This is a genomic window from Aquabacter sp. DMC10 (genome assembly GCF_056314145.1).
Genome location: NZ_JBQUYX010000003.1, coordinates 395,775 through 421,890, shown reverse-complemented (window position 1 = coordinate 421,890; position 26,116 = coordinate 395,775). Strand labels below are relative to the sequence as shown.

Sequence of the window (26,116 nt, the reverse complement as noted above, 5' to 3'; positions counted from 1 at the left end):
AACAGGCAAGGAAACGAACATGGCCGCCTATCGCGAGCTTGCCGCCCATTTCGGGCGGGCTTCCGCCCTCTCCAATGCCATCGGCATCCTCCAGTGGGACAATGACACCATGATGCCGAAGGGCGCCGTGGGTACCCGCTCGGAGAGCCTCGCCTTGCTGCGGGTGCTGCATCACGGCCTCGTCACCGATCCCAAGGTGGGCGACCTGCTCGCCGCCGCCGAGGACAGCGCCGATGCGGACGGGCTCGGCCCTTGGGAGCGCGCCAATCTGCGCGAGGTGCGCCGCATCCATACGGTGGAGACCGCGCTGCCCTCCGATCTGGTGGAGGCCTCCAGCAAGGCGGTCTCCGTGTGCGAGATGGCCTGGCGCACGGCGCGCGCCGAATCGGATTTCCCCGCCCTCCTGCCGCACCTGGCCGAAGTGCTGCGCCTGCAGCGGGAGATCGGCCGCGCCAAGGGCGAGAAGCTCGGCCTCTCCCCCTATGACGCGCTCCTGAACGATTATGAGCCCGGCGGCCGCTCGGCCCAGATCGATGCCCTGTTCGCGGATCTGGCCGCCTTCCTGCCCGGCTTCACCGAGGAGGTGCTGGCGGTGCAGGCCCGCCGGCCGGCCGACCCGGTGGCGGAAGGCCCCTTCCCGGTGGAGGCCCAGCGGGCGCTCGGCGTGAAGATGATGGGCGTGCTGGGCTATGATTTCGATCGCGGGCGGCTGGACGTCTCCACCCATCCCTTCTGCGGTGGCGCCGACAATGACGTGCGCATCACCACGCGCTACGACACGGCCGACTTTGCCCGCGCCCTCATGGGCGTGATGCATGAGACCGGCCATGCCCTCTACGAGCAGGGCCGCCCGCAGGCGGTGCTGAACCAGCCGGTGAGCGGCGCACGGGGCATGAGCCTGCATGAGAGCCAGTCCCTGCTGATGGAGATGCAGGCCTGCCGCAGCAAGGAATTCCTGCGCTTCGCCGCCCCGCTCATGCGCGAGGCGTTTGGCGGGTCCGGTCCGGCGTGGGAGCCCGAAGCGCTGTGGCGGCGCTACACCAGGGTGGAACGCGGCTTCATCCGGGTGGATGCGGACGAGGTCACCTATCCCGCCCATGTGATCCTGCGCTACCGGCTGGAAAAGGCGCTCATCGGCGACGAGATGCCGCTGTCGGAGCTGCCCGCCGCCTGGAACGCCCAGATGCGCAACCTGCTCGGCGTCACGCCCCCCAATGACCGCCTGGGCTGCCTCCAGGACGTGCATTGGCCGAGCGGCGGCTGGGGCTATTTCCCCACCTATACTTTGGGCGCCATGACCGCCGCCCAGATCTTCGATGCCGCCAAGCGGGCCGAACCCGACGTGCTGCCGGGCATCGCCCGGGGCGATTTTGCGCCGCTGGTGAGCTGGCTGCGCGCCAACATCCACGGCCTCGGCTCGCTCTATGAGAAGGACGAGCTGCTCACCCGCGCCACCGGCCGCCCGCTCGACGCCGCCGTCTTCAAGGCCCATCTGCGGCGGCGCTACGTGGACGAAGCGTGAGCGCCCCGGCCGCTCAATTTGCCGGCCGCGGGACATGCGCTAAGGTGTTGTAATTGCGGCGGCGACCCGCTGGTCTCCTCAGCCGGCCGCCGCTCATCGCAAAAGGACAGGGATCGGCGATCGGGAGCGGGCGGCCCGGCGGTGTCCCGTTCCCGGGGGAGGCTGACCTTGGGCTTGGTGGCCACGCTCATTTACTGGCTGATTGTCGCCCTGTGGGCGGGGATCTTCGCCACCGTATGCCTGGCCTATGCGCGCAATCCGCAGACCTTCGGCACGGTGCGCCTGCTCTTGACCGTGCTCATCATCGACACGTTCCGCAACATCTTCGAGAACGTCTATTTCGGGCTCTATTTCGGCGCCCTGTATGGCTATTTGCCCCACGCCATCGTGGAGACGCTCGGCCAGCCGACGCTGCTCATCCTGCCGAAAATCCTCAATGTGATCGCCGCCTGCGTGGTGCTCGGCCTGCTGCTGCTGCGCTGGCTGCCCATGGCCGCCCGTGAACGGGCCGCGGCGGCGCAAGCCATCAGCCAGACCGGCGCGGACCTGCGCCAGGAAATGGAGGAGCAGCGCCGCCTGTTCGAGGTGTCGGTGGACCTGCTGCTGCTCATTGACCGCGACTGGCGCCTGCGCCGGGTTTCAGAGAGCGCGCGCACCATCCTGGGCCACAGCCCGCAGGAGATGATCGGCCAGTTGGCCAGCGCCTTCATCGCACCCCATGTGCCGGACGAGGCGGAAGCGCTCATTCGGAGCGCGCGCGCCGGGGTGCCCGTGCGCGACTATGAGACCGACTGCCGGCATGCGGACGGGCACATGGTGCCCATGGCCTTTTCCGGCGTCTGGTCGCAGGAGGCGCAGCGTTATTTCGTCATCGGGCGGGACCGTTCGGAGCGCCGGGCGGTGGAGGCGCGGCTCGACCATATCGCCCATTTTGATGCCCTCACCGGCCTGCCCAACCGCGCCAGTCTCATGCGCGACCTCGCCCACGACCTCGAGGCGGGCGTGGACAAGGCGCCGCTGGCGGTGGCCATCCTCGACCTCAACCGCCTGAAGGACATCAACGACACGCTCGGCCACGACACCGGCGACCGCCTGATCGCGGCCGCCGCCCGGCGGCTGGAGGCCATGACCGGCCCAGCCATGCGGCTTTATCGCTTCGGGGGGGACGAATTCGTCTTCCTGCTCTCGCAGCCCGGCCCGCCGGACGTGGCCGCGAACACCTTCGCCGCCGTCCTGCGCCAGATAGAGGCGCCCTATGATCTTGAGGGGCATCATCTCTTCATCGGCGTCAGCCTCGGCCTTGCCCTCGCGCCCGAGCACGGGCGCACGGCGGAGGAGGTGATCGCCAATGCCGATCTCGCCCTCTACGAGGCCAAGGCGTCCGACGTGCGGCGCGTTAGCCTGTTAATGCCGGACCTGCGGCAGCGGGCGGTGGTGCGGCAGGACCTGGAGACGCAATTGCGGCGGGCCTGCGCGCGGGCCGAATTCGAGCTTCACTACCAGCCTCAGGTGCGTCTTTCCGATGGCGCCATCGTCGGCGCGGAGGCCCTGCTGCGCTGGCGCCATCCCGAGCGCGGCCTCCTGCCGCCGGCCGAATTCATCGAGGCGCTGGCCCGCAGCCCCGCCGCCCTCGACCTCAGCACCTGGATCCTGAAGACCGCCTGCACCACCGCCGCCCACTGGCGCAGCAAGGGCCTGCCGCCCCTGCGCATGGGGGTGAACCTCTTCCCCGCCCAGATGCATTGCGGCACGCTGGTGGAGGATGTGGAACAGGCGCTGGCCGTGAGCGGCCTCGCCCCCTCCTGCCTTGAGCTGGAAATCACCGAGAATATTGCCCTTGGCCTCGACGAGGACCTGACCCGGTCCCTCGTCACCCTGCGGTCCCGGGGCGTGGGCCTCGCGCTTGATGATTTCGGCACCGGCTATGCGTCCCTCAGCTACCTCATGCGCTACCCGCTCACCCGGCTGAAGCTGGACCGCAGCTTCGTGCGCAACCTCTCCGATACCGCGGCGGCGGAGGACACCGCCATCGTGCGCTCCATCGTGGGGATGGCCCACAATCTGCGCCTCTCGGTGGTGGCGGAGGGGGTGGAGACGCAGGCGCAGGCCGACTTCCTGCGCCGCCGGGAGTGCGAGGAAGCCCAAGGCTTCCTGTTTGCCCGTCCGCTCACGCGCGACGCCTTCGAGGCCATGCTCGCGGCCCAAGCGGCGGACCCGACGCAGAGCCTGAGGGAAGCGGAGCACCGCCGCGGCCCGTAGGCCAAGCCGCTTGAGGAGGCGCGAGTGGCGCCCATGAGATAGGATCCGCCCCGACGCAGAATCGGATCGGAGACGCCCCCCCATGACCGCCCCCTCGTCCTCTCCCCTTCCCGCCGGCATCCATGTGGTGACGGGGGGCGCCAGCGGCATCGGCGCCGCCTGCGCCCGCGCGCTCGCGGCGGCCGGGGCGCAAGTGGCCGTGGCGGACCGGGACCTGGAGCGGGCGGAGGCGGTGGCGCAGGAGATTGGCGGCCGCGCCTTCGCCCTCGACGTGGCGCGCGAAGAAGACGTGGAGCGCTGCGCCGCCGCCATCGAGGCCGAATATGGCCCGGTGGACGTGCTGGTGAACAGCGCCGGCATCCTCCAGGTGCCGCTGCGGCCCCATGACCTGCCCATGGAAGCATGGGACGCGGTCATCACTATCGACCAGCGCGGCACCTATCTGGGCTGCCGCGCCTTCGCACGGGGCATGCTGAAGCGGCGGGCCGGCTCCATCATCAACATCGCCTCCATCACCGGCTCCCGCTCGGTGCCCATGCATGCCTATGCCCCCGCCAAGGCGGCGGTGATCGCCATCAGCCGGTGCCTGGCCGCCGAATGGGGGCCGGCGGGCGTGCGGGTGAATTCCATCTCGCCCGGCTATACCCTGACCCCCGCCCTCCAGGCCGCCATCGACAAGGGCGAGCGGGATGTCTCCAACCTCGCCGGCAATGCGGCGCTCCATCGCCTGGTGCTGCCGGAAGAGGTGGCGGACGCGGTGATCTTCCTGGCCGGCCGCACCTCCAGCGCCATCACCGGCATCGACCTGCCGGTGGATTGCGGATGGCTGGTGGCCACCACCTGGCACACCTATGGCGGCACCCGTTTGCCCGCCTGAAGCCTCCGGCGCGCCCCGAAGGGCGTAACAGGGGGCGTACCGAGGGGCGTCCGGTTTGTTTCATAGTCTTGTGAGGCGCCGGGCGGCGGATTGGTGCACTGTGCCGCCACGCCCCCCTGCGCCGCCGCGCGTCCCCTCCCCGCCTCGGAGCCCTTGATGAAGACCGCTCTGTTTCGGAGCCACGGCCCGCTTTTCCTCGCCGTCTTCCTGGACATCTTCTCCTTCGGCCTGATGTACCCGCTGATCGTGTCCCTGTTCGACGGGCCGGGCTTTGGCGGGCAGGTCACGCCGGAGAACCGGGACACGCTGATGGCGCTCGCCTTCTCGCTGTTTCCCATCGGCGCCTTCTTCGGCTGCTCGCTGCTGGGCGAGCTCTCCGACGCTTTCGGCCGCCGGCGCACCCTGGTGGTGTGCATGGGGGGACTGGCGCTGGCCTATGGGCTCATGTGGCTGTCGCTGGAGGTCAATTGGCTCTGGCTGTTCTTCCTCGGCCGCGTGGTGGCCGGCCTCATGTCCGGCACCGCGCCCATCGCCCAGGCCAGCATGGTGGATGCGGTGGCGGAAGAGGAGCGCGGCGCAGCCATGGCGCAGGTCACCGCCGTCAACACGTTGGGCCTGTTGGCGGGCCCGGCCATTGGCGGCGGGCTCGGCCATTTCGATTTCCGCGCGCCGCTCGCCTTCGCGCTCGTCCTGTGCGCCCTCAACACCTGGCTGCTGGCCCGCGCCCGCTTCGGCGAGGAGGCGCCGCGCCGGGCGTTCCAGTTCAGCTGGCGCCAGCCTTTCCTGCTGTTCGCGCGGCTGAAGGACCGGCCCGCGGCGGTGCCGCCCCTCGCCTCCTTCTTCCTGTTCCAGCTGGGTTTCCTGATCTACTACACCTTCATCCTGGTGCTGATGCAGCGCGTCTATGGCTTTGGCACCGCCGGCATCGGCCTGTTCTCGGTGGTGATGGGCCTCGGCTTCATGGCCGGCTCCGCCTTCTTCTATGGCCGGGTGGCCGAATGGCTGAAGGAAGAGCGCAAGATCGCCATTCTCGGCCACGCCGTCTGCGGCACGTTGCTCATCGCCTCCGCCCTGCCGGTGCCGGCCCTCGGGCAGATGGGGCTCACCGTGTTCATCTGCATCGCCAATGTGTTCGGCTACGTGTCGCTCTTGACCGCCGCCTCCAGCCGGGTGCCGGAGACCGAGCGCGGCTGGGTGCTCGGCCTCTCCGCCGCAGGGGTGGCGGTGTGCGTGTTCCTGTCGGGCTTCCTGACCCGGCTCCTGAGCACCTTGCCGGTGGAGAGCTTCCTGGTGCTGGGCGGTATTTTGGTGCTGCTGGCCATCCTTCCCGCGCTGGCCATCGGCAAGGGCGCGGGCGACGGCGACACCGACAAGCTAAGCCATTGAAAAAGCGGGCTTCGCGCAAGGTCTGCGTGCAAGGCTTGCCGCCATCGGACGGGACGGCGTCCATGGTTACGGCGGCATAAAGCATATTGTTAGGAAGTTTTTGGCAGCCTGACCTCATCGGCACGTCGCCACATCGCCCGCCACACAGGGCAATGGGGAAGCCGGAAGCGCCCGGTCGAGCTGCGAGGATCATGACCTATATTGCCTGGACCCATGACGAGGCCCCCGTCCGGGACCGTCGTCGCCGCCCCCGGCAGGGTGCGCCCATCAGCTTCATCGGCGCCCTGGTGATCGCCACCAGCGCCATTGGTGCGGCCGCGACCATCGCCGTCAACGGCAACCCCTGGGCCGGCGGCGCGCCGGTGACGACCTCGCACATCTCGCCGCTCTCGCCCATTTCGCGCTTCCTGCCGCCGCGCCCGCCGCGCACCGAGCCGTTCGCGCTCGCCGGCGATGGCGAGGCGGTGGCGGAAGCCGCGAGCCTGCCCTCCGCCGGCACCGTGCCGGTGGAACCGGGCTGGATGACCGCCTCGACCCCCTTCGACATGCGCGCCGCCAGTCTGGAGCTGGCCCAGGCGGAGGTGGAAGAAGTGGTGGCGGACGTGGCCACCGCCGGCATTCCCCTGCCCGCCCGCAACCCGCTGCTCGCCTTGCGCACCCCCACCGCCGAGGCGCTGGCGGACGCGGCCCAGAAGGACACCATCCGCCTCATCGCCCCGCCCCGGCCCATGGTTGGCCCGCAGCCCCGGCCCGAGCGGCAGATGGCATCGCTCGCCCCCGTGGCACCGGAAGAGGAGCGCCAGCCCCGCGTCCTCGAGCGCGCGCCCGAGCCGGACCAGCCCTCCACCGGCATCACCTTGCCCACCCCCGACAGCCGCTTTGCCCTCTATGACATCGAGGGCGGGCTGGTCTACCTGCCGAGCGGGGAGCGCCTGGAAGCCCATTCGGGCTATGGCGAGAATTTCGACAAGCCCACCAGCGTGCACCGCCGCATGGTCGGCCCCACCCCGCCCAACACCTACAAGCTGACCATGCGCGAGGCGCTGTTCCACGGGGTGGAGGCCATCCGCCTGACCCCCGTGGGCGACGGCAAGATGTATGGCCGCGACGGCTTCCTGGTGCACACCTACATGCTCGGCCCGCGCGGGGATTCCAACGGCTGCGTCTCGGTGCAGGACTATCAGCGCTTCCTGACCGCCTTCAAGCGCGGCGACTTCAACCGCCTGGTGGTGGTGCCGCGCCTGCCACCCTCCGCCCGACAGACGCCCTCGCTCCTGTCCTGGCTGACGCCCAAGGCCAATGCCGCTCCGGCCAAGGCCCGCTGAGGATAAGAGAGACCAAGTCGGGCGGCTCAGGCGCCGCCCCGCCGCCAGCTTGAAAGCTCCGCCGCCCGCGCCAGGCGGCGCTTGGCGGTGAGATAGCCGGGCACTTCCACCAGCGCCCCGTCCAATTCCACCCGCGCCTCCCCCTTCTCGCGGGCCGCCTCGAAGGCGTGCACCAGCCGTTCGGCGGCGGCCACCTCCGCCGGCGAAGGCGTGAAGGCAGCGTTGAGCACGGGCGCATGGGTGGGGTCCACCGCGCTCTTGGCCCGGTAGCCCAGGCGCCGCGCCCAGCGGGCGTCCCGGTCCGCACCCTCCCGGTCCGCCCAGGTATAGGGGCAATCCACCGCAACGATGCCGGCCGCCACGCATTCCAACAGGAAGCGCTGGCGGGCATAGGCCAGTTCCAGGCTGTCCGGCTCGCGCTCGGCGCCGAGATCCGCGGCCAGATCCTCCGCCGCCAGCAGGCAGGCGGTGACGCGCGGGCTTGCCGCCGCGATGGCGCCCAGCTGCACCAGCCCGCGGGCGAACTCGATATTGGGCAGGAGGGCCGTGGTGCCGGCCGGATAGCCATAGGCCTGTTCGAGCCGGCTGACATGGGCGTCCAGCTCTGCCACCTGATGGGGCTCGGCCACCTTGGGCAGCGCGACGATGTCCGGCCGGCCGGCCATGACCGCCTCCAGATCCTCCAGTCCGCCCTGCGCCAGCGGGTTGACCCGCACCGCCACCACCGCCCCCGCCGCCCGCCAGCGGGCATAGATCTCCGGCGCGATCTGCCGGGCTATCGGCCGCAGGGCCGGCGGGGTGAAGTCCTCCAGCTCCTGGATCAGCACATCGGCCCCGCAGGCGGGGGCCGCCTCCAGCACCTCCACATTGGCGCCTTCGAGGAACATCCAGGTGCGGCACAGGTGGGCGGGCCGGACGGCGGGGGATGGCGAAAAGGTGGACATGAGGCGTTTCCTTGGATTTCGTGCCCCTCTGCGACCTTCCGGCAGGGGGCACGCTTAACGCCCTTGTGCGGCACCACCCGAGGCAGGCGCAACTTCCTTATACGTTTTGCGCCCACCGCTTAGCTCACGCTCTACGTATAAATCCTGAGCGCGGAGTCAGCCCCGTGCAACCTTGGCCCCGTAATTTTTCACCCACCAAGCGGTCGTGCCGCCCGCGCGGACCTCCACCCCTTACGGGAACGATCCCCCTCCGGAGGGGCGGGCCCCGTCCCCTTCCCTAATGGTCAGGACTACTCGATGCCGGCCGTCGCCCTGAAGCGCACTGACGCCCCTTCCGCCTCGCGCATGCCCCTCCTGGAGGCGTTGCCGGTGGCGGTGATGCTCGCCGACCCCCGCAGCTTCCGCATCACCTATGTCAATGCCAAGTCCAAGGCACTGCTGCGCTCCATCCAGCCGGTGCTGCCGGTGCCGGCCGAGGCGGTGGTGGGCCAGTCCATGGACATTTTCCACAAGGATGGGACGCGCATCCGCAGTCATCTCTCGGACCTGCGCAACCTGCCGCACACCGCCCGCATTCATGCCGGCCCCGAAATCCTCGACCTGCATGTGGACGCGGTGCGCGACGCCCGCGGCAATTGCGAGCATCTCCAGCTCACCTGGAACGTGGTCACCGCCGCCGTGAAGGCGGAAGCCCGCAATGCCCGCCTGCTCCAGATGCTGGAGGAACTGCCGGTCAACGTGATGACGTGCGACCGCGAGACCTTGCGCATCGACTATGCCAACAAGACCTCCATCGACACCCTGCGCCGAATCGAGGCCCATCTGCCCATCAAGGCGGACGCGCTCATCGGCACCTGCATCGATGTCTTCCACAAGAACCCCCACCACCAGCGCAAGATGCTGGCCGATGCCAGCTACCTCCCCCACGAGGCGCGCATCCGAGTCGGGCCGGAAACGCTGCACCTGCGCGTGACCGCCATCACCGGGCCGGACGGCTCCTATGACGGCCCCATGGTCACCTGGTCGCTCATCACCGACAACATCACCTTGGCGGATCGGGTCACCGGGGTCGTGGCCGACATGCGCCGCACCTCCGAGGCCGGCGAGGGCGCCAGCGCGCAGCTCCTGTCGCTCACCGAGCGCAGCGAGGAGATGGCCAACACCGTCTCCTCCTCGGCGACGGAGATGTCCGCCACCTTCGACGAGATCACCCATCAGATCCGCCGCGCCTCCACCATGTCGCGGGAGGTGACGGAACGAGCGACCGCCTCCAACGCCCTGGTGGGCGGGCTCACCACCAGCGTCGAGCGCATCTCCAATGTCACGGCGCTGATCGAGAAGATCGCCGCCCAGACCAACCTGCTCGCCCTCAACGCCACCATCGAGGCGGCGCGGGTCGGCGAGGCCGGCAAGGGGTTTGCGGTGGTGGCCCAGGAGGTCAAGGCCCTGGCGCTCCAGACCGCCAATGCCACCCAGGACATCCGTCACCAGGTGGAAGCCGTGCAGCAAAGCGCCGCCTCGGCGGCCGGTGCGGTGGGCGAGATCACGCACAGCGTGGGCGAACTGAGCAATGTGTTCACGGGCCTGTCGGCGGCGGTGGACGAGCAGGCCGCCATCAACCGCTCGGTCAGCGAGAGCATTATCGGCGTCTCGACGGCGTCCTCGCAGATCCGCAATGCCGCCACCGGCGTGCGCACCGTCGCGGCCGAGGTGTCCGGCTTTGCCGAACGCCTCACCTCCGAAGTGCAAACGCTGCTGAAGCACTGAGGCCCGGCGCGGGGCGCCCGCTCAGGCGCCCTGCAAGGTCTCCAGGAAGCGCACCGCCGACCCGCCCGAGGGGCCGGTCAGTTCCCCCTCCCACATGACCTTGCGGCCACGCACGAAGGTGCCCACCGGCCAGCCCGTCACTTCCACGCCCTCATAGGGCGACCATTGGGACTTGGAGGCGATCCAGTCCCGCGTAATGGTGACGCGGCGCTTCAGGTCCACCACCGTGAAGTCGGCGTCATAGCCTTCCACGATGCGGCCCTTGCAGGCGATGTTGAACAGCCGCGCCGGCCCGGCGCTGGTCAGATCCACGAACCGCTCCAGCGACAGGCGCCCCGCCGCCACATGGTCGAGCATCATGGGCACCAGGGTCTGCACGCCGGTCATGCCCGAGGGCGTATTGGGATAGTCCTTGGCCTTCTCTTCCAGCGTGTGGGGCGCATGGTCGGAGCCGAGCACATCCACCACGCCCGAGGCGATGCCGGCCCACAGGCCATCCTTGTGCCGCGCCTCGCGCACCGGCGGGTTCATCTGGGCGAGGGTGCCGAGCCGCTGGTAGCAGTCCGGCGCCGTCATGGTCAGGTGATGGGGGGTGACCTCCACCGAGGCCACGTCCTTGTGGTCGGCGAGATAGGCCATTTCCTCGGCCGTGGTCACATGCAGCACATGCACTCGCGCGCCCACTTCCCGCGCCAGCGTCACCAGGCGCCGCGTGGCGGTCAGGGCCGCCACCTCGTCCCGCCACACCGGGTGGGAGGTCGGATCGCCCGGCACGCGCAGGCTCTTGCGCTCGTTCAAGCGCGGCTCGTCCTCGCAATGGAAGGCGGCGCGGCGGCGAATCACCTTCAGGATCGCCTTCACGCCGGGATCATCCGCCACCAGCAGCGAGCCGGTGGACGAGCCGATGAAGACCTTGACGCCGGCCGCGCCCGGCAGGCGCTCCAGCTCCGGCAGGTCCGCCACATTCTCGTGGGTGCCACCCACATAGAAGGCGAAGTCGCAATGCATGCGGCCGTTGGCGCGCTTCAGCTTGTCTTCGAGCGCCGCCGCGCTGGTGGTCTGGGGGTTGGTGTTCGGCATCTCGAACACGGCGGTGACCCCGCCCATGACCGCCGCGCGCGAGCCGCTCTCCAGATCTTCCTTATGGTCGAGGCCGGGCTCGCGGAAATGCACCTGGGTGTCGATGACGCCAGGCAGGATTGTGAGGCCCGTGCAGTCCACCACCTCACCCGCCGCAGCGCCCGAAAGGCTGCCAATGGCGCGGATGCGGCCGGCGGTGACGCCGATGTCGGCGGCGCCGATGCCGGCGGGGGTGACGAGCGTGCCGCCCTTGAGGATGAGGTCGAAGCTATCAGCCATGGCGCGCTCGCTCTTGAGAGGGACCGGGCGGGGCTTTAAGTCTGAAATCCGCTTCTGACAAGGACAGGGCCATGCCCAACGCCATTTCCCCGGCTTTCCCCTTCGCCCGCCTGGACGATCGCGCCTTGGTGCGCATCACCGGTCCCGATGCCCGCCACTTCCTGCACAATGTGGTGACCTGCAACGTGGAGAGCCTGGAGCCGGGCGGCGCCCGCTTTGGCGCCCTGCTCACGCCGCAGGGCAAGATCATCTGCGACTTCCTGCTCTATGCGCCCAAGGACGCCCCCGACACCTTCCTCCTCGACGCGCCGAAGGCCCTGGTGGGTGACCTCATCAAGCGCCTGTCCATGTATCGCCTGCGCGCCAAGGTGGAGATCACGCCGGACGAGACCCATGCGGTCGCCGCCCGCTGGGGCGCCATCCAATTGCCGGCGGGGGCGCAGGTCTTCCCCGATCCGCGCCTTCAGGCGCTGGGCGATCGGGTGGTGCTGCCAGCGGCGGATGCCCCGGCCGGCGATCCTGCCGGCTATGAAGCCCACCGCATCGGCCTCGGCATCCCCAAGGGAGGCGCCGATTTCGCCTATAGCGACGCCTTCCCCCATGAGACCGACATGGACCAACTGGGCGGGGTCGACTTCAAGAAGGGCTGCTATGTGGGCCAGGAGGTGGTGAGCCGCATGCAGCATCGCGGCACCGCCCGCACGCGGGCCGTCATCGCTGTGTTCGATGTGGCTCCCGAGGAGGGATCGGAGATCCTGGCGGGGGAAAAGAGCGTGGGGCGCATCGGCTCCTCCGCGCGCGGGCGCGGCATCGCCCTGGTGCGGCTCGACCGAGCGGCGGACGCGCATGCGGCGGGCCTGCCCTTGGTGGCCTCGGGCGTGGATGTGCGGCTGAAGAAGCCCGACTGGGCCGGCTTCGACATGGCTGGGGCGGACGCCGCGGGCTGAGTCCAGGACTGGCCCGCCGGAGGAACTGACCCACCGGAGAAGCCGCTGGACGGCGGCTCCTCCGGTGGCGTCCGTGCCTACCCCCGCACGAAGAAGTGCTGCGGCACCGTTTCGCCCTTCAGAAAGGCGATCACATTGCCGCAGGTGATGAGCGACACCTCGCCCCGCGCCTCTTCCGTAACCCCGCCAATGTGCGGCGAGACCACCACATTTTCCAGCTGCCACAAGGGATTGTCGGCGGCGGGCGGCTCCGGGGCGAAGGTGTCGAGGCCGGCACCCGCAATGCGCCCCGCGCGCAGCGCCTCCACCAGAGCGCCCTCGTCCACCACCTCGCCGCGCGCGGTGTTGATGAGGAAAGCGGTGGGCTTCATCAGGCCCAAGGTGCGGGCATTGATGAGGTCGCGCGTCTCCGGCGTGAGCGGGCAATGGAGGCTCACTACATCCGAGGCGGCCAGCATCGCGTCCAGGTCGGTGGCGCGGGAAACGCCATCCACAAAAGCCGTGTCGGGCGCGAACGGATCATAGGCCTCAACGCGCATGCCGATGGCACCGGCCATGCGGGCCAGATGCCGGGCGATGAGGCCGAAGCCCACGAGGCCCAGCCTGCGGCCGCGCAGCTCGTGGCCCTGATAGGCCTTGGCCGCCCAGCCACCGCCGCGCACGAAGGCATCCTGCCGGCGCATGTCCTTGATAAGGGCGAACATCATGGCCAGCGCATGCTCGGCCACCGAATGGGCATTGGCGCCCACCGCCGCCAGCACGGGAATGCCCAGCGCCTTGGCGGCGGCCACGTCGATGTCATTGGTGCCGGCGCCGTGCTTGTGCACCAGCTTGAGGTGGGGCGAGGCCTTCAGGATGTCCCCATCGATCCGCTCCACGAGGCGGACGATGAGCGCATCCGCCTGCCGGCTGGCGAGGAGGTCCATCACCTCGCTCTTGGCCGGATAGGGGCCGGTGGACAGGGAGGTGATCCCCGCCGCGCGGAGCATTTCCTCCCCGGCGGCGGTCACGGGGCCGCCGAGGCTGACGACGGTGAAGCTCATGGCGCGGCCTCAGGCCACGGCTTCGGCATAGCGCGCGGAGAGCGCCGCGATCTCAGCGTCCGCCTCTTGGGAGATGAGCACCGGCGCGCGGCTGGCGCCCACTTCCGGGATGGCATGGCGCAAGGCGCGCTTGACCAAAGCGGGCGGGAAGCCGTGGGCATAGAGCTCCTTACGGAGCGTGCTGAAGCGGGTCTGCGCCGCCTCAGCACCGGCCAGGTCGCCCTTGTCAAAGGCCGCGCTGATGGCGTTCAGCGTGACGGGAGCCACGTTGCCCAGCCCCGAAATGTTGCCGGCGGCGCCATTCTTCAGGCCGTGCAGGATCAGCGAATCCGGGCCCACCAGCACGTCGAAATCGTCGCGCTCACGGGCGATGGCCAGGAAGCCGTCCAGGCTCTCCTGCGAGCCGGCGCTGTCCTTGATGCCGATGATGTTGGGATGATCCGCCAGGATGCGCGCGGTCTCCGGGGCGATCGTGTTCCCGGTGCGGGCGGGGATATTGTAGAGATAGACTGGCAGGGAGAGGGCGTCCGCCACCTTGCGATAATGGTCCACCAGTTCGGCCTGCGAGCAGGCGATGAAGGACGGCGTGATGGCCGAGACCGCCTTCACGCCCAGCTTCTCGATCTCCTTGCCCAGCGCGATGGTCTGGTGAGTGGAGATTTCCCCGATATGGGCGAGCACCGGCTGGCGCCCCGCCGCCGCATCCACGCAGATGCGGGCCACCTCGATCTTCTCCTCAAACGACAAGGCGTAGAATTCGCCATTGGTGCCGGCGCAGAATATGCCGTTGCCGGCGCCGATCTGGCGCTCGACCTGACGGCGGAGCGCCGCGCCATCCACGGTCTCCGTCGCGTCGAAGGGCGTGACGATGGCAACGAAAGTGCCCTTAATCTTGGTCATGTCCTCAGCCTTTCCCATCTTTCTGTCGGGCCCGCTCAGTAGGCGGCCTCGTAAATGGCGAGAATTTCGTCGCGGCTGATGTCGCGCGGGTTGTTGTCGAGCAGGCGCCGGATGGCATGGGCCTCGGTGGCCATGACGGGCAGGTCCTCCCGCGGCACCCCATGGGCGGACAGGCGCATCTGGCAGCCGAGGCCGGCGCACCAGCCATAGGCGGCTTCGAGCACCTCGGCCGGATCGGCGGAGGGCTTCAGGCCCAGCGCCTGGAGCACGAGGGCGGTCTTCTCCGGCACGGCGGGCGCGTTGAAGGCCAGCACATGGGGGAAGATGAGCGCGTTGGCGGCGCCATGGGCGATGTGGTGGCGGGTGCCCAGCGGATAGGCCACCGCATGGCCCGCCGTGGTGTTGACAGGGCCGAGGCAGAAGCCGCCATAGAGCGAGGCGAGCGCGAGGCCCGCGCGGGCCTCGGTATTCGACCCATCGCGGATGGCGGCCGCCAGGTGCTGGCCCACCAGCCGCGCGCCCTCCAGGGCATAGAGATCGATGGTGGGATGGGCCTTGCGGCTGGTGAAGGCCTCCACGCAATGGGCGAGGGCATCGACGCCGGTGGCCGCCGTCACCGCCGGGGGCACGGACAGAGTAAGGTCGGGGTCCACCACCGCAAGGTCCGCCTGCATGTGCAGGCTCTGGACGGCGAGCTTGTTCTGGGTGACGGGATCGGTGACGAGAGCGCGGGTGCCCGCCTCGCTCCCGGTGCCCGCCGTCGTGGGGACCTGGATCAGGGCAGCGCCCTTGGCCTTCACCTTTTCCGGCCCTACCACCTCGGCCAACGACTGCCCGGAGCCGGGCAGCACGGCGGCGAGCTTGGCCAGATCCATGGCGCTGCCGCCGCCGAAGCCGATCACCACGTCCGGCCGCGCCGCGACGGCGCGGGCGAGGAGCGCCTCCAGGTTCGGCACGTCCGGCTCGGGCTTCACCGCGCCGAAGACGGTGACCTCGCCCTGAAGGCCGAGAAGATGGACGCGGGCGGCATTGAAGGCGTCGGCCACCACCAGGATGCGGGAAAAGCCCTTCTCGGCGATCCAGCGCGGCACGGACGCCACCGTGCCGGAGCCAAACAGGATGCGGGGCGGGCGCGCCAGCTCGATGGGCGCGGAGAGACCTGCGGTCATGACGTCGCCCTTCCTTCAGTGCGTGCCGGAAGCGGCGAGCTTCTCGGCATAGTCGATGGCCTCGATGAGGCTCAGTTCGTTGGCGATGCCCTTGCCGGCAATGTCGAACGCCGTGCCGTGGTCCACCGAGGTGCGGATGATGGGCAGGCCCAGCGTGATGTTGACGCCGGACAGGGCATCCCACGTTCCGGTTTCGGGATTGACGTTGAAGCCGAGCAGCTTGACCGGGATGTGCCCCTGGTCGTGATACATGGCCACCACGGCATCGAACTGGCCGGCGCGCAGCTTCACGAACACCGTGTCGCCGGGCACGGGGCCGACTACGTCGAGCCCGTCGGCCACGCATTTGGCAATGGTGGGGGTGCTCACCTCGATGTCTTCGCGCCCGAACAGGCCGCCTTCGCCCGCATGGGGGTTCAGCGCGGCCACCGCGATGCGGCGGCGGGAAAGGCCGAGGCCCTTCAGCGTCTGGTCGGTGAGGTCGATCACATAGCGCAGCCGCTCAGGCGTGAGCTTGGCGGGCACGTCCTTCAGGGCGATGTGGGTGGTCAGGTGGCTCACCCGCATATTGCCGTGGGCCAGCATCATCACCGAGCCGCGGGCGCCCGTGAGGTCCGCCAGCATGTCGGTATGACCAGCATAATGATAGCCGGCCTTGTTCAGCGCCTCCTTGTTGAGGGGCGCCGTCACCAGGCCCTGCACGCGGCCGGCCTGGGCGAGGCGCACGGCGCGCTCGATGGCCAGGAAGGCAAAGCGGCCGCCATCAAGGCTCAGCACGCCCGGGCGGATGGGCTCGCCCTCCGGCCCCGCCTGGAGGCAGGCGAGCGCCGGCCATGCACTGTCGGCTTCGCTCACCTCGGGAATGGGCAGGGTGGAGCCGAGCAGCGCCTGCGCCTCTTTCAGCGCCGGATTGGAGCCGATGATGAGGAGCCGCAAATCGCCGGCAGCCAGCCGGTCCTTCAGCCGCTCGCAGGCCTTGACGATGATTTCCGGGCCGACCCCGGCCGGGTCGCCCATGGTGACGGCCAAATGCGGCGTCATGCGCGCGCTCCTTGCATTGGAAAGATCAGCCGCCGCAGCAGCAGGGAATCACCGAAGGCGCCGGATTTCGACACCACATGCACCCCGTCGAACCGCCCGCCCCGCAGGATGGACACGGGAATGCCGGTCTCGAAGGCACCGAGAAGATCAAGCCGCTCCGCCCCCAGCGACAGGCTGAGCGACCGCAGCGTCTCGCCGCCGGACACCACCAGAGTGCCCGGGGCGGGCATGGCCGACAGCAGGCGGGCGAATTCGTCCGCGATGCGTTCCGCCGCTTCGGGGCGGGGCGTGCCCTCGGGGAGCGCCAGGGAGAGGAGGGCGACGCCGTCACCCTCAAGGCGCGCGGCGACATCTGAGGCCTCACGCGGCCCACCTTCGCGAATTTGGAAGGCGGCCGCGCCGCAGGCCTCCACCTGCGCCCGCGTCACCGGATGATCGGTGCCGAACAGGCCGAGCAGCGGGCGCGGCAAGGTGGCAGGGTCGATGAAGGCAGGCTCGACTTCACCCGCCAGCGCAAGGGCGAGACCTCCGCTGCCGCACCACAAGGTGCGACCACCGGCGGCGGCGCCATCACGCGCGATGCGAACAAGGTCGGCCTGCGCCTCCACATCCCAGAGGCTGAGGCCATCAGGCACGGCATCGCCGGGCCGGCAGAGCTGCACGGAAAGGCCCAAGGCCCTCAGCCCGGCAGCAAGATCCTCGCCTACGGGCCGCGCGCCGTCCGGTCCCTGGAGCATCTGGACGCCCCCGCGCGTGACGCGGCCATGATGGGGGAAGGCCGGGGCAATGATGCAGCGCGCGAAAGTCATGGCATCGTGCCAGCCGGCAATCTCCGCCGCGCCGCGTCCGCGCAGAAGGCTGTCGAGCTTGCAGAAGAAGAGGGGCGCCTTGGTGCGGCTTTCCGCCGCCCCAGGCGTCGCAGCAACGGCCCCGGCAAGGGTCGCCACCATCCGGCGGGCCGTATCCGGCTTGCACGCGCGGGTGTCGCTGTCGATGGCGAGCGGCCCCACGGCCAGGCCTGGTGCGCCCAGGTGAACCGGAAGCGCATGCCCGGGGCGCACGAAGGCCATGGCGGAATCCAGGGCGCCGGTGAGGTCATCGGCGATCAGACGCAGGTTCGGCATTCCAGCGCCGTCCCAAGCGGCCGGCGCCGCGGGCGCTGCGCGCCCCACATCGGCGGGCGCCGCGTCGGCGGGCCCCACATGGGCGGGCGCCGTCATGGGCGCCGTTCCCATGCACCCACCGGCACGCCGGGCGCGCGCGGAGGGGGGACGAGAATGGGGCTCACCGGCATCTCCCTCACATGGACGGGCTTCAGTCGCCGCCCTTTACGGGGTGATACGCCCGGCGCCGCCGCACTGTCAACATGTTGTAAGGTTGAAAATGGCATTAAGACGAGCCGCGCGGCGCATCGCCCCTTGCCAATGAGCGGTGCGCAGGCAATGTGTTATAAGACGAGCCGGGGGAAATGCCCAGGCTGCGACCGTTACGGTCGCGCCCCGCCCGCCCCGTACTGTTCTGGAAAGTTGTCATGGCCGATCGCGACGACACCTCGCAGGAAGTTTCCCTGCCCACCACCGCCTCCGACGGGGGGCCCGAGGGCACGGAGGGCAGCACCGACCGGGCCCACCGCACGCCGCTGGTGCAGCGCGTCTATCAATTGCTGCTCACCAAGATCAGCCGCGGCGACTATCAGCCGGACGAGAAGCTGCCTGGCGAGCACGAGCTGGCCGGGCAATTCCTGGTGTCGCGCCCCATCATCCGCGAGGCCCTCCGACGCCTGCGGGACGAGGGCCTGATCTATTCCCGCCAGGGGGCGGGCAGCTTCGTGAAGGTGCGGGTGGAGGAATCCCGCGCCATCGGCTATTCGCCGGTGGAGACCATCGCCGACATCCAGCGCTGCTATGAGTTCCGCCTCACCCTGGAGCCGGACCACGCTTATTACGCCGCCCTGCGCTGGAACGAGCCGGCGCTGGACGCCATCGCCGCCGCCCTCGACCTGATGCGCGACGCCACCCAGGCCCACCGCCACCGGGAGGATGCGGACTATGCCTTTCACTGCGCCATCGCTCAGGCCTCGAACAACCATTATTACATCTCCTCCATGCAGGCGCTGAAGGACCACATCGCGGTGGGCATGAAGTTCCACGGCGTCTCCCTCATGGGGCCTCATTCCGGGCTGGCGGGCGTCTTCAAGGAACACCAGGAGGTGTTCGACGCCATCCGCCGCCGGGATGCGCAGACCGCCCGCACCCTCATGCGCCAGCATCTGGAAGGCTCGCGGGACCGCATTTTTGAAGGCCGGACCCTCGACCTCTCGCTCTGACCCGCTGCCCGCGCGGAGGCCACCACCCTCCGGCCGCCCCTCCGCTCGCGCCGGGACAGGCGCGCGCGGGCACCTCTGCGCGGCCATATTGCGGCTGCACCGCGCCCCTTCCGCTGCGACAAGAATGACATCTTGACAAATAGTGGACAAGTCCGCACGTTGCCGGCGGATGCTGCCGCAGAGCGTGTCCGCCCCGGAGCCGCCCGGCTTCCGCGCCGCCGATGACCGGCCGCAAACAAAACACTCGGAGGAAGCTGTGAAGCTCAGATCCCTCGCCGCTGCTTGCCTGTCGCTCGTCCTCGCCGGCCCGGTGATGGCGCAGCCGGCCTATCCGTCCCGCCCGGTGACCATCGTGGTGCCCTTCTCCTCCGGCGGCACGGCAGACATCATCGCCCGCATGGTGGCCGAGAACCTGCAGAAGAAGCTGGGCCAGCCCTTCATCGTGGAAAACATCGGCGGCGGCGGCGGCGTGACCGGCGTCGACAAGGTGGTGCGCTCCGCGCCCGACGGCAACACGCTGGTGCTCGCCTCCACCTCGAACCTCGCCGTGCACCCGACCCTTTATGGCGAGAAGTTCCCCTATCGCACCCTGCGCGACCTGAAGCCCATCGCCCAGGTGTCGGTGGTGCCCAATGTGCTGGTCATCAATCCCAGCAAGATCCCGGCCCGCACCGTGCCAGAACTGATCGCCTATCTGAAGGCGAACCCGGACAAGGTGTCCTTCGGCTCCGCCGGCATTGGCACCACCCAGCATCTGGCCGGCGAGCTGTTCATGCAGAAGACCGGCACCCAGATGGTGCACGTTCCCTATAAGGGCTCGTCCGCCATGCTGCCGGACCTGCTCTCCGGCAATGTGGAACTGGCCTTCGACAACGTGCCGCTCCTCCTGCCCTATGTGAAGAACGGCAAGCTGGTGGCCCTCGCCGTGGCGACCCCCGAGCGAGAGGCCTTCGACAAGAACCTGCCCACCGTGGCCGAGTTCGTCCCCGGCTTCGAGGCCACCGCCTGGCACGGCTTCCTCGCCCCCGCCGGCACGCCCGACGAGATCATCAACAAGCTGGCGGCCGAGATCGACGCCTTCATGAAGCAGCCCGACACCATCGCCAAGATGGTAGCCATGGGCGTGACCCCGGTGTCCAATTCCTCCCCCGCCAAGTTCACCGATCTCATCAAGGCGCAGACGGCGCAGTGGAAGGAAGTCATCGAGAAGGGCAACATCAAGCCCCAGTGATAAGATTCGCATGCGGCGGGCCGAGGCCCGCCGCGGCATCAAGAACAGAACGGGAGAGACGCCATGCGGCCGAGCTATGTGAAGCTGGTCGAGAACACCCCGCTGCCCCGCATGGCCCTCGTCCGACAGAATTTCTTCGCCGCCCCGGCGGTGGAGCCGCAAGGGGCGGTGCATGACGCCCTGGCCTCCGCCGGCTTCGTGCGGGAGGCTATCCGGCCGGGCATGTCGGTGGCCCTCACCGTGGGCAGCCGGGGCCTTGCCAGCCTGCCGGAGCTGGTGCGCGCCATCGTCAGCGAACTGAAGGCGCTGGGCGCCCATCCCTTCATCGTGCCCTCCATGGGCAGCCATGGCGGCGCCACCGCCGAGGGCCAGGCCAAGGTGCTGGCCCAGCTGGGCGTGACCGAGCAAAGCGCCGGCTGCCCCATCCGCTCCTCCATGGAGACGGTGGAAGTGGGCGTGCTGGACAATGGCATGTCGGTGCGCATCGACCGCCTCGCCTTCGAGGCGGATGGCATCGTGCTGTTCAACCGCATCAAGCCGCACAGCGCCTTCCGGGCGCAGAATGAGAGCGGCCTCGTCAAGATGCTGGCCATCGGCCTCGGCAAGCAGTCGGGCGCCGACAATTGCCACGCCTGGGGCTTCAACCATGTGGGCCGCTTCATCATCGAGATGGCGCGGGTGAAGCTGGCCACCTGCAAGGTGCTGTTCGGCATCGGCACGGTGGAAAATGCCTATGACCGCCTGTGCAAGGTGGTGGTGCTGCCGCCCGAAGGCCTGATCGAGGCCGAGCGCGCCTTCCTCGCCGAGGCCATGCGCAATATGCCCCGCCTGCCGCTCGGCCCCCTCGACCAGCCCTTGGCCTCCGGCCCCTTGGACGTGCTGCTGGTGGACTATGTGGGCAAGGAATTTTCCGGCAGCGGCATGGACCCCAACATCACCGGCCGCCCCTCCACCACCGCCATTAAGGGCGGCCCGAGCGTCTCGCGCATCATCGTGCTGGACGTGACCGACAAGAGCCAGGGCAATGCCAATGGCGTCGCCCGCGCCGATGTCATCACCGACCGCCTGTTCAACCGCTTCGACCGGGAGGCGGTCTATACCAATTCTCTGACCTCGGGCGTGCTCATCGCCGCCTCGCTGCCCATGGCCATGCCGGACGACAAGACCGCAATCCAAGCGGCGGTGAAGACCTGCGAATCCCAGACGCCGGATGCGATCACCATGATCCGCATCCCCAACACGCTGCACCTGGAATATCTTTATGCCTCCGAGGCCCTGCTGCCGCAGATCGCCGACCGGCCGGGCATCGAGATCCTGAGCGAACCCCGCGCCATGGGCTTCGACGCCGATGGGCGCCTCTTGGACCCGTGGCCGGACCTGCCGCATTGAGCGCCGGCGTGGGTGAGCCGGCCGTGACGCTTCACATTCATCTCGATCCCGTGGGCGGCATCGCCGGCGACATGTTCGTCGCCGCCCTGCTGGCCGCCCGCCCCGACCTGAAGCCGCGCGTGCTGGCCGACATCGCCGCCGTGCTTCCGCCGGAGGCGGGGAAGGCGCGGATCGCCGAGGTGGTGAATGGCGGCATCGCGGCGCTGCATGTCTCGCTGGTGGGTCCCGGCGAGGCCCCGGCCGACGGGACGCGCCATCCCTCCCACAGCGCCCATTCCCACAGCGCCCATTCCCATGCGCAGGCGTCGGCGGGCGGCGATGGCGTGGGTGAGAGCCACTCTCACTCTCACTCTCACTCTCATGCCCACGCCCATTCCCATGCCCATTCCCATGCGCAGGCGTCGGCGAGTGGTGATGGCGTGGGTGAGAGCCACTCTCACTCTCACTCTCACTCTCACTCTCATGCCCACGCCCATTCCCATGCCCATTCCCATGCGCATGCCCATGCCGAGGCTCACCCGCACGCGCACCCTCGGCCTCACGTCTCCGCCCCGTCCGGCACCTTCGCGGACATGCGCGCCCGCATCCGCGACGCCCGGCTCAGCCCCGGCACGGCAGAGGCCGCCATCGCCATCCTCACCGTGCTGGCGGAGGCCGAGGCGCGCATGCATCGCATGCCTGTGGAGGCGGTGCATTTCCATGAGATCGGCGACTGGGATTCCCTCATGGACGTGGTGGCAGCCGGCAGCATTGCCGCCGCCCTCCCCGGCGCCAGCTGGAGCCTCTCCCCCCTGCCGCTGGGCGGCGGGATGGTGAAGACCGCCCACGGCCTCCTGCCCGTGCCCGCGCCGGCGACACTGGACATCCTCACCGGCTTCCCCTGGCGGGATGACGGGGTGAGCGGCGAGCGGGTGACGCCCACCGGCGCGGCCATCCTGCGCCATCTCATGGGGGACGCTCCGGCTGCGCGGCCGGCCCTCGCCAGCCTCAAGGCGGTCGGCTATGGCGCCGGCACCCGCAGCTTGCCGGGCCTGCCCAACGTGTTGCGCGCCAGCCTGTTCGAGAGCTCCGGAGAGGTGGTGCGGCCCGACGCGCTGGTCGAAATCGCCTTCGACATTGACGACATGACCGGCGAGGAAATGGCCCACGCCGCCGACCTGCTGCGCGCCACCACCGGGGTGCGCGACCTGCGCCTCGTGTCGGGCCTCGGCAAGAAGGGCCGGCCGCTGACCACCTTCGCCTTGCTGTGCGAGGACGACCGGCTCGACGCCATCAGCGATGCCGTCTTCCTACAAACCTCGACCCTCGGCCTGCGCTTCCATCGGGTGGAGCGGCGCGTCCTTGCCCGCACGCACGGCCACGCGGCGGATGGCCGCCCGGTGAAGCATGCCACCCGTCCCGACGGGCAGGTCACCGCCAAGGTGGAGGCCGATGCGCTCTCCGGCCTCAGCACCCTCGCCGCGCGGCGGGCGGCCGGACGGAGCGAGCCATGACCGCGCCCGAGGATCTGCCCCGCCTGCTCGCCCTGCTCGATACCCTGCCCCCGTTGGCGGTGGCGGTGAGCGGGGGCGTGGACAGCATGACCCTCGCCACGCTGGTCCACCGCCATGCGGCAACGCCGCCGCTGATGATCCACGCGGTCTCCCCCGCCGTCCCCGGCCAGGCCCGCGGGCTCATCACGGCCCATGCGACAGCGGAAGGCTGGAACCTGCACCTGCTCAATGCCGGCGAGCAAGACGATCCGCGCTATCGCGCCAATCCGTTCGACCGCTGCTATTTCTGCAAGGCCAACCTCTACGGCGCCATTGCCGCCGTCACCGAGCGCACCATCGCTTCGGGCACGAACCTGGACGATCTCGGCGAGCACCGCCCCGGTCTGAACGCCGCGCGGGAACATGGCGTCATCCATCCCTTCGTGACCGCCGGCATCGGCAAGCCGGGCATCCGCGCCCTGGCCCGGCACCTGGGGCTCACCGCCTTTTCCGAGCTTCCCGCCCAGCCCTGCCTCGCCAGCCGGGTGGAGACGGGCATTGCCATCGACCCGCGCGACCTCGCCTTCATCGACCGCACGGAGGGGGAGGTGCGCCGCCTTCTGGGCGCACACCAGACCGTGCGCGTCCGCCTGCGCCGGGACGGCGTGCATCTGGAATTGCGCCCGGCCCCTGCGCCGGATGCGATGGCGGACCTGACTGCCCTCATGGAGACCGCCTGCCACGCGGAAGGCCGGACATTCGCGGGCCTCGGCGCCTATCGCGTCGGCAGCGCCTTCGTGCGGAGCGCCGCGGAATGAGCGACGCCCTGAACCCGGACGCGTGCATGGATTGGGGCCGGGACGCCCGCACCGGCCTGCCGGAAGCGGTCTATGCCAAGGGCAAGACCGATGCGCAGCTCGCGCAGATCCTCACCGCCGCCCGAAGCCTCGGCCGTCCGGTCCTCCTGACGCGCCTTGCCCCCGATCAGGTGGAGCGACTGCCGGACGTCCTGCGTGGCGGCCTCGACTACGAGCCCGTCTCCCGCACCGGCCTTTTCGGTCCGGTGCCCGCCTGCGCCGGGGAGCCGGACATCGCCGTCGTGGCCGCCGGCCTTGCCGACATGCCCGTGGTGGGGGAGGCCGTGCGCACCCTCGCCTTCTGCGGCGTGGGGGCCCGGGTGATCGCGGATGTGGGCGTCGCCGGGCTCTGGCGGCTCATGGACAGGCTGGAAGAGATCCGCCGCGCGCGCATCGTCATCGCGGTGGCCGGCATGGAAGGCGCGCTGTTTTCGGTGCTGGCGGGACTGATCCAAGCGCCAATCATCGCCGTACCTACCTCCGTGGGACAGGGCGTGTCCGAAGGAGGCACCGTCGCATTGCATTCGGCCCTGGCGAGCTGCGCCCCGGGCCTGGTGGTGGTGAACATCGACAACGGCTTCGGGGCCGCCCAATCGGCCCTGCGCATGCGTGGCCTGATGCTCCCGGCCGAGAGGTGATTTTCGCCGGGCGAGCGGATGCAAGCCTGATGCAAGCCGAGGCCCGCACGGTGAGGTGCTGTTCACCCGTCCCGCGAGGGCCCTGATGTTTGGAAAGAATTCTGAGGCCGCCCTTGCGCTCAAGGCCCTCGACCGGGCCATGGCCGTGATCGAATTCACGCCCGCTGGCGAGATCCTGGCCGCCAACGAGAATTTCCTGAAGGTGGTGGGCTATACGCTCCCCGAGGTGAGGAGCCGCCACCACCGCATCTTCGTGACCCCGGCCTTTGCGGAGAGCGCTGACTACCGCGCCTTCTGGAGCAATCTCGCCAAAGGTCATTTCCACGCCGGCGAATTCAAGCGCATCGCCAAGGGCGGGGCGGAGGTGTGGCTGGAGGCCAGCTACAATCCGGTGATCGACAACTCCGGCCGCGTCCTGAAAGTGGTGAAGTTCGCCGCCGACATCACCGCCCGCAAGCTGCGCAGCCTGGAGGATGAGTGCCAGCTGGAGGCCATCGGCCGGTCCCAGGCGGTCATCCATTTCCAGCTGGACGGCACCATCCTGACCGCCAACGAAAACTTCCTGAAGACGCTCGGCTATCGCCTGGACGAGATCCAGGGCCGCCATCATTCCATGTTCATGGCCAATGAGGAGCGCGGCACGCCGGCTTATGGGGAGTTCTGGAAGGCGCTCCAGCGCGGCGAATACCAGCAGGGCGAGTTCCGCCGCATCGGCAAGGGCGGGCGGGAGGTGTGGATCCAGGCCACCTATACCCCCATCGTCGATGACACCGGCAAGCCCTTCAAGGTGGTCAAATTCGCCACCGACATCACCAATGCCGTCCTGCGCCGCATGCAGCGCGCCAAGGCGCAGGCGGAGATCGCCAGCGACCTCACCCTCATTTCCGAGGATGTCACCCGCACCAACATGCAGGCGGCTTCCGCCTCCGCCGCCACCGAGCAGACCGCCAGCAACGTGCAGTCGGTGGCCGCCGGCGCGGAGGAGCTGGCCTCCTCGGTGGAGGAGATCCGCCGCCAGGTGCACCAGTCCAGTGAGCTCGCCAAGATCGCCGAGGTGGAGGGCACGCGCACCAATGCCATCGTCTCCGGCCTCACCGGCGCGGCGCAGAAGATCGGCGACGTGGTGGCCCTCATCAATTCCATCGCCGACCAGACCAATCTGCTGGCCCTCAACGCCACCATCGAGGCCGCCCGCGCCGGAGATGCCGGCAAGGGCTTCTCGGTGGTCGCCTCCGAGGTGAAGACGCTGGCCGGCCAGACCTCCAAGGCCACCAGCGAGATCGCGGCCCAGATCGATGCCGTGCAGAAGGCCAGCGAGGACGCCGCCAAGGCCCTGTCCTCCATCACCAAGACCATTGCCGATCTGAATGCGGTGGGCGCGGTGATCGCCGCCGCGGTGGAGGAACAGACCGCAGTGACCCGCGAAGTGTCCAGCAACATGCATGTGGCCGCCCAGGGGGTGGAGACCGTGCGCCTCAACATGCAGGAAATCGCCGGCGCCACCGGGCGCGTGGAGGAAGCCACCCGCAAGGTGCGCACCGCCTCGGCGGCCATCGCCTGAGCCACACGGCGGGCGCGCACCCGCTCTTCTCCCCTTCATTCGCCTGAGGGCGTCCCATCCGGCCGGCATGCCCCCCGGATGGGATGCAAGCCCAAGGCAAGGC

Annotated in this window: 21 protein-coding genes; 14 read left to right on the top strand and 7 right to left on the bottom strand. The window is 69.4% G+C overall.

Annotated elements, in window-relative coordinates:
• Positions 1 to 19: 19 nt before the first annotated feature.
• From ACT54L_RS10635 to ACT54L_RS10615, 5 genes are all read left to right on the top strand, one after another.
• The gene (locus ACT54L_RS10635) at positions 20 to 1,522 is read left to right on the top strand and encodes a carboxypeptidase M32 (RefSeq protein ID WP_476085550.1); all 1,503 of its coding nucleotides are present in this window, start codon (positions 20 to 22) and stop codon (positions 1,520 to 1,522) included.
• A gap of 177 nt (positions 1,523 to 1,699) precedes the next feature.
• Positions 1,700 to 3,781, top strand: a complete 2,082-nt coding sequence (locus ACT54L_RS10630) for a putative bifunctional diguanylate cyclase/phosphodiesterase (protein WP_476085771.1) — start codon at positions 1,700 to 1,702, stop codon at positions 3,779 to 3,781.
• A gap of 82 nt (positions 3,782 to 3,863) precedes the next feature.
• Entirely contained in the window at positions 3,864 to 4,658 is a 795-nt protein-coding gene (locus tag ACT54L_RS10625) for an SDR family NAD(P)-dependent oxidoreductase (protein ID WP_476085549.1), read from the top strand.
• Between the two features lie 156 nt (positions 4,659 to 4,814).
• Positions 4,815 to 6,044 carry an MFS transporter gene (locus ACT54L_RS10620; RefSeq protein ID WP_476085548.1) on the top strand — a complete coding sequence of 410 codons (1,230 nt, stop codon included), beginning with the start codon at positions 4,815 to 4,817 and terminating at the stop codon, positions 6,042 to 6,044.
• A 191-nt stretch (positions 6,045 to 6,235) separates the two neighbouring features.
• Positions 6,236 to 7,369, top strand: a complete 1,134-nt coding sequence (locus ACT54L_RS10615) for a DUF2778 domain-containing protein (RefSeq protein WP_476085547.1) — start codon at positions 6,236 to 6,238, stop codon at positions 7,367 to 7,369.
• Positions 7,370 to 7,395: 26 nt separating this feature from the next.
• Here ACT54L_RS10615 and ACT54L_RS10610 read toward each other — a convergent pair whose 3' ends face one another.
• Positions 7,396 to 8,313 carry an HpcH/HpaI aldolase/citrate lyase family protein gene (locus tag ACT54L_RS10610; RefSeq protein WP_476085546.1) on the bottom strand — a complete coding sequence of 306 codons (918 nt, stop codon included), beginning with the start codon at positions 8,311 to 8,313 and terminating at the stop codon, positions 7,396 to 7,398.
• 297 nt (positions 8,314 to 8,610) lie between these two features.
• Between ACT54L_RS10610 and ACT54L_RS10605 the strand changes: the two genes are divergently transcribed.
• Positions 8,611 to 10,080, top strand: a complete 1,470-nt coding sequence (locus tag ACT54L_RS10605) for a methyl-accepting chemotaxis protein (RefSeq protein ID WP_476085545.1) — start codon at positions 8,611 to 8,613, stop codon at positions 10,078 to 10,080.
• A 21-nt stretch (positions 10,081 to 10,101) separates the two neighbouring features.
• Here ACT54L_RS10605 and ACT54L_RS10600 read toward each other — a convergent pair whose 3' ends face one another.
• Positions 10,102 to 11,439, bottom strand: a complete 1,338-nt coding sequence (locus ACT54L_RS10600) for a dihydroorotase (RefSeq protein WP_476085544.1) — start codon at positions 11,437 to 11,439, stop codon at positions 10,102 to 10,104.
• A 71-nt stretch (positions 11,440 to 11,510) separates the two neighbouring features.
• Between ACT54L_RS10600 and ygfZ the strand changes: the two genes are divergently transcribed.
• Complete coding sequence (ygfZ, locus tag ACT54L_RS10595; protein WP_476085543.1) at positions 11,511 to 12,386, top strand: CAF17-like 4Fe-4S cluster assembly/insertion protein YgfZ; 876 nt, start codon at positions 11,511 to 11,513, stop codon at positions 12,384 to 12,386.
• 77 nt (positions 12,387 to 12,463) lie between these two features.
• Here the strand turns inward: ygfZ and ACT54L_RS10590 are convergent, their stop codons facing one another.
• The 5 genes from ACT54L_RS10590 to ACT54L_RS10570 are packed head-to-tail and all read right to left on the bottom strand — an operon-like array spanning position 12,464 to position 17,663.
• Positions 12,464 to 13,429: a hydroxyacid dehydrogenase gene (locus tag ACT54L_RS10590; protein WP_476085542.1), complete on the bottom strand. Its 966-nt coding sequence runs from the start codon at positions 13,427 to 13,429 to the stop codon at positions 12,464 to 12,466.
• Positions 13,430 to 13,438: 9 nt separating this feature from the next.
• Entirely contained in the window at positions 13,439 to 14,329 is an 891-nt protein-coding gene (locus ACT54L_RS10585; protein WP_476085541.1) for a dihydrodipicolinate synthase family protein, read from the bottom strand.
• Between the two features lie 35 nt (positions 14,330 to 14,364).
• A complete protein-coding gene (locus ACT54L_RS10580; protein WP_476085540.1) occupies positions 14,365 to 15,498 on the bottom strand; it encodes an iron-containing alcohol dehydrogenase in 1,134 nt (377 codons plus the stop codon).
• Positions 15,499 to 15,513: 15 nt separating this feature from the next.
• Positions 15,514 to 16,539 carry a 4-hydroxythreonine-4-phosphate dehydrogenase PdxA gene (pdxA, locus tag ACT54L_RS10575; protein WP_476085539.1) on the bottom strand — a complete coding sequence of 342 codons (1,026 nt, stop codon included), beginning with the start codon at positions 16,537 to 16,539 and terminating at the stop codon, positions 15,514 to 15,516.
• Positions 16,536 to 17,663, bottom strand: coding sequence for a four-carbon acid sugar kinase family protein (locus ACT54L_RS10570; protein ID WP_476085538.1), 1,128 nt, complete (start codon positions 17,661 to 17,663; stop codon positions 16,536 to 16,538). Before ACT54L_RS10570 ends, pdxA begins: the two co-directional genes overlap by 4 nt.
• A 407-nt stretch (positions 17,664 to 18,070) precedes the next feature.
• On the opposite strand from ACT54L_RS10570, the gene ACT54L_RS10565 reads away from it, so the two are divergent.
• From ACT54L_RS10565 to ACT54L_RS10535, 7 genes are all read left to right on the top strand, one after another.
• Positions 18,071 to 18,865 (top strand): FadR/GntR family transcriptional regulator, encoded by a 795-nt coding sequence (locus tag ACT54L_RS10565; protein ID WP_476085537.1) that lies wholly within the window; start codon positions 18,071 to 18,073, stop codon positions 18,863 to 18,865.
• A 256-nt stretch (positions 18,866 to 19,121) separates the two neighbouring features.
• The gene (locus tag ACT54L_RS10560) at positions 19,122 to 20,096 is read left to right on the top strand and encodes a Bug family tripartite tricarboxylate transporter substrate binding protein (protein ID WP_476085536.1); all 975 of its coding nucleotides are present in this window, start codon (positions 19,122 to 19,124) and stop codon (positions 20,094 to 20,096) included.
• Positions 20,097 to 20,159: 63 nt separating this feature from the next.
• Positions 20,160 to 21,485: a nickel pincer cofactor-dependent isomerase, group 22 gene (locus ACT54L_RS10555; protein WP_476085535.1), complete on the top strand. Its 1,326-nt coding sequence runs from the start codon at positions 20,160 to 20,162 to the stop codon at positions 21,483 to 21,485.
• A 23-nt stretch (positions 21,486 to 21,508) separates the two neighbouring features.
• The gene (gene larC / locus ACT54L_RS10550; protein WP_476085534.1) at positions 21,509 to 22,978 is read left to right on the top strand and encodes a nickel pincer cofactor biosynthesis protein LarC; all 1,470 of its coding nucleotides are present in this window, start codon (positions 21,509 to 21,511) and stop codon (positions 22,976 to 22,978) included.
• Positions 22,975 to 23,775: an ATP-dependent sacrificial sulfur transferase LarE gene (larE, locus tag ACT54L_RS10545; RefSeq protein WP_476085533.1), complete on the top strand. Its 801-nt coding sequence runs from the start codon at positions 22,975 to 22,977 to the stop codon at positions 23,773 to 23,775. Before larC ends, larE begins: the two co-directional genes overlap by 4 nt.
• Positions 23,772 to 24,452 (top strand): nickel pincer cofactor biosynthesis protein LarB, encoded by a 681-nt coding sequence (larB, locus tag ACT54L_RS10540; RefSeq protein ID WP_476085532.1) that lies wholly within the window; start codon positions 23,772 to 23,774, stop codon positions 24,450 to 24,452. The genes larE and larB overlap by 4 nt, the downstream gene beginning before the upstream one ends.
• Positions 24,453 to 24,537: 85 nt before the next feature.
• Entirely contained in the window at positions 24,538 to 26,013 is a 1,476-nt protein-coding gene (locus ACT54L_RS10535) for a methyl-accepting chemotaxis protein (protein WP_476085531.1), read from the top strand.
• Positions 26,014 to 26,116: the final 103 nt, after the last annotated feature.

What these genes read in the sequence shown, in the direction of transcription:
- ACT54L_RS10605 (WP_476085545.1), top strand. Translation starts at nt 8,611, where the DNA reads ATGCCGGCCGTCGCCCTGAAGCGCACTGACGCCCCTTCCGCCTCGCGC.
- ACT54L_RS10570 (WP_476085538.1), bottom strand. Translation starts at nt 17,663, where the DNA reads ATGCCGAACCTGCGTCTGATCGCCGATGACCTCACCGGCGCCCTGGAT.
- ACT54L_RS10580 (WP_476085540.1), bottom strand. Translation starts at nt 15,498, where the DNA reads ATGACCGCAGGTCTCTCCGCGCCCATCGAGCTGGCGCGCCCGCCCCGC.
- larB (WP_476085532.1), top strand. Translation starts at nt 23,772, where the DNA reads ATGAGCGACGCCCTGAACCCGGACGCGTGCATGGATTGGGGCCGGGAC.
- ACT54L_RS10600 (WP_476085544.1), bottom strand. Translation starts at nt 11,439, where the DNA reads ATGGCTGATAGCTTCGACCTCATCCTCAAGGGCGGCACGCTCGTCACC.
- ACT54L_RS10585 (WP_476085541.1), bottom strand. Translation starts at nt 14,329, where the DNA reads ATGACCAAGATTAAGGGCACTTTCGTTGCCATCGTCACGCCCTTCGAC.
- ygfZ (WP_476085543.1), top strand. Translation starts at nt 11,511, where the DNA reads ATGCCCAACGCCATTTCCCCGGCTTTCCCCTTCGCCCGCCTGGACGAT.
- ACT54L_RS10620 (WP_476085548.1), top strand. Translation starts at nt 4,815, where the DNA reads ATGAAGACCGCTCTGTTTCGGAGCCACGGCCCGCTTTTCCTCGCCGTC.
- ACT54L_RS10625 (WP_476085549.1), top strand. Translation starts at nt 3,864, where the DNA reads ATGACCGCCCCCTCGTCCTCTCCCCTTCCCGCCGGCATCCATGTGGTG.
- ACT54L_RS10615 (WP_476085547.1), top strand. Translation starts at nt 6,236, where the DNA reads ATGACCTATATTGCCTGGACCCATGACGAGGCCCCCGTCCGGGACCGT.
- ACT54L_RS10555 (WP_476085535.1), top strand. Translation starts at nt 20,160, where the DNA reads ATGCGGCCGAGCTATGTGAAGCTGGTCGAGAACACCCCGCTGCCCCGC.
- ACT54L_RS10635 (WP_476085550.1), top strand. Translation starts at nt 20, where the DNA reads ATGGCCGCCTATCGCGAGCTTGCCGCCCATTTCGGGCGGGCTTCCGCC.
- ACT54L_RS10590 (WP_476085542.1), bottom strand. Translation starts at nt 13,429, where the DNA reads ATGAGCTTCACCGTCGTCAGCCTCGGCGGCCCCGTGACCGCCGCCGGG.
- ACT54L_RS10610 (WP_476085546.1), bottom strand. Translation starts at nt 8,313, where the DNA reads ATGTCCACCTTTTCGCCATCCCCCGCCGTCCGGCCCGCCCACCTGTGC.
- pdxA (WP_476085539.1), bottom strand. Translation starts at nt 16,539, where the DNA reads ATGACGCCGCATTTGGCCGTCACCATGGGCGACCCGGCCGGGGTCGGC.
- ACT54L_RS10565 (WP_476085537.1), top strand. Translation starts at nt 18,071, where the DNA reads ATGGCCGATCGCGACGACACCTCGCAGGAAGTTTCCCTGCCCACCACC.
- larE (WP_476085533.1), top strand. Translation starts at nt 22,975, where the DNA reads ATGACCGCGCCCGAGGATCTGCCCCGCCTGCTCGCCCTGCTCGATACC.
- ACT54L_RS10535 (WP_476085531.1), top strand. Translation starts at nt 24,538, where the DNA reads ATGTTTGGAAAGAATTCTGAGGCCGCCCTTGCGCTCAAGGCCCTCGAC.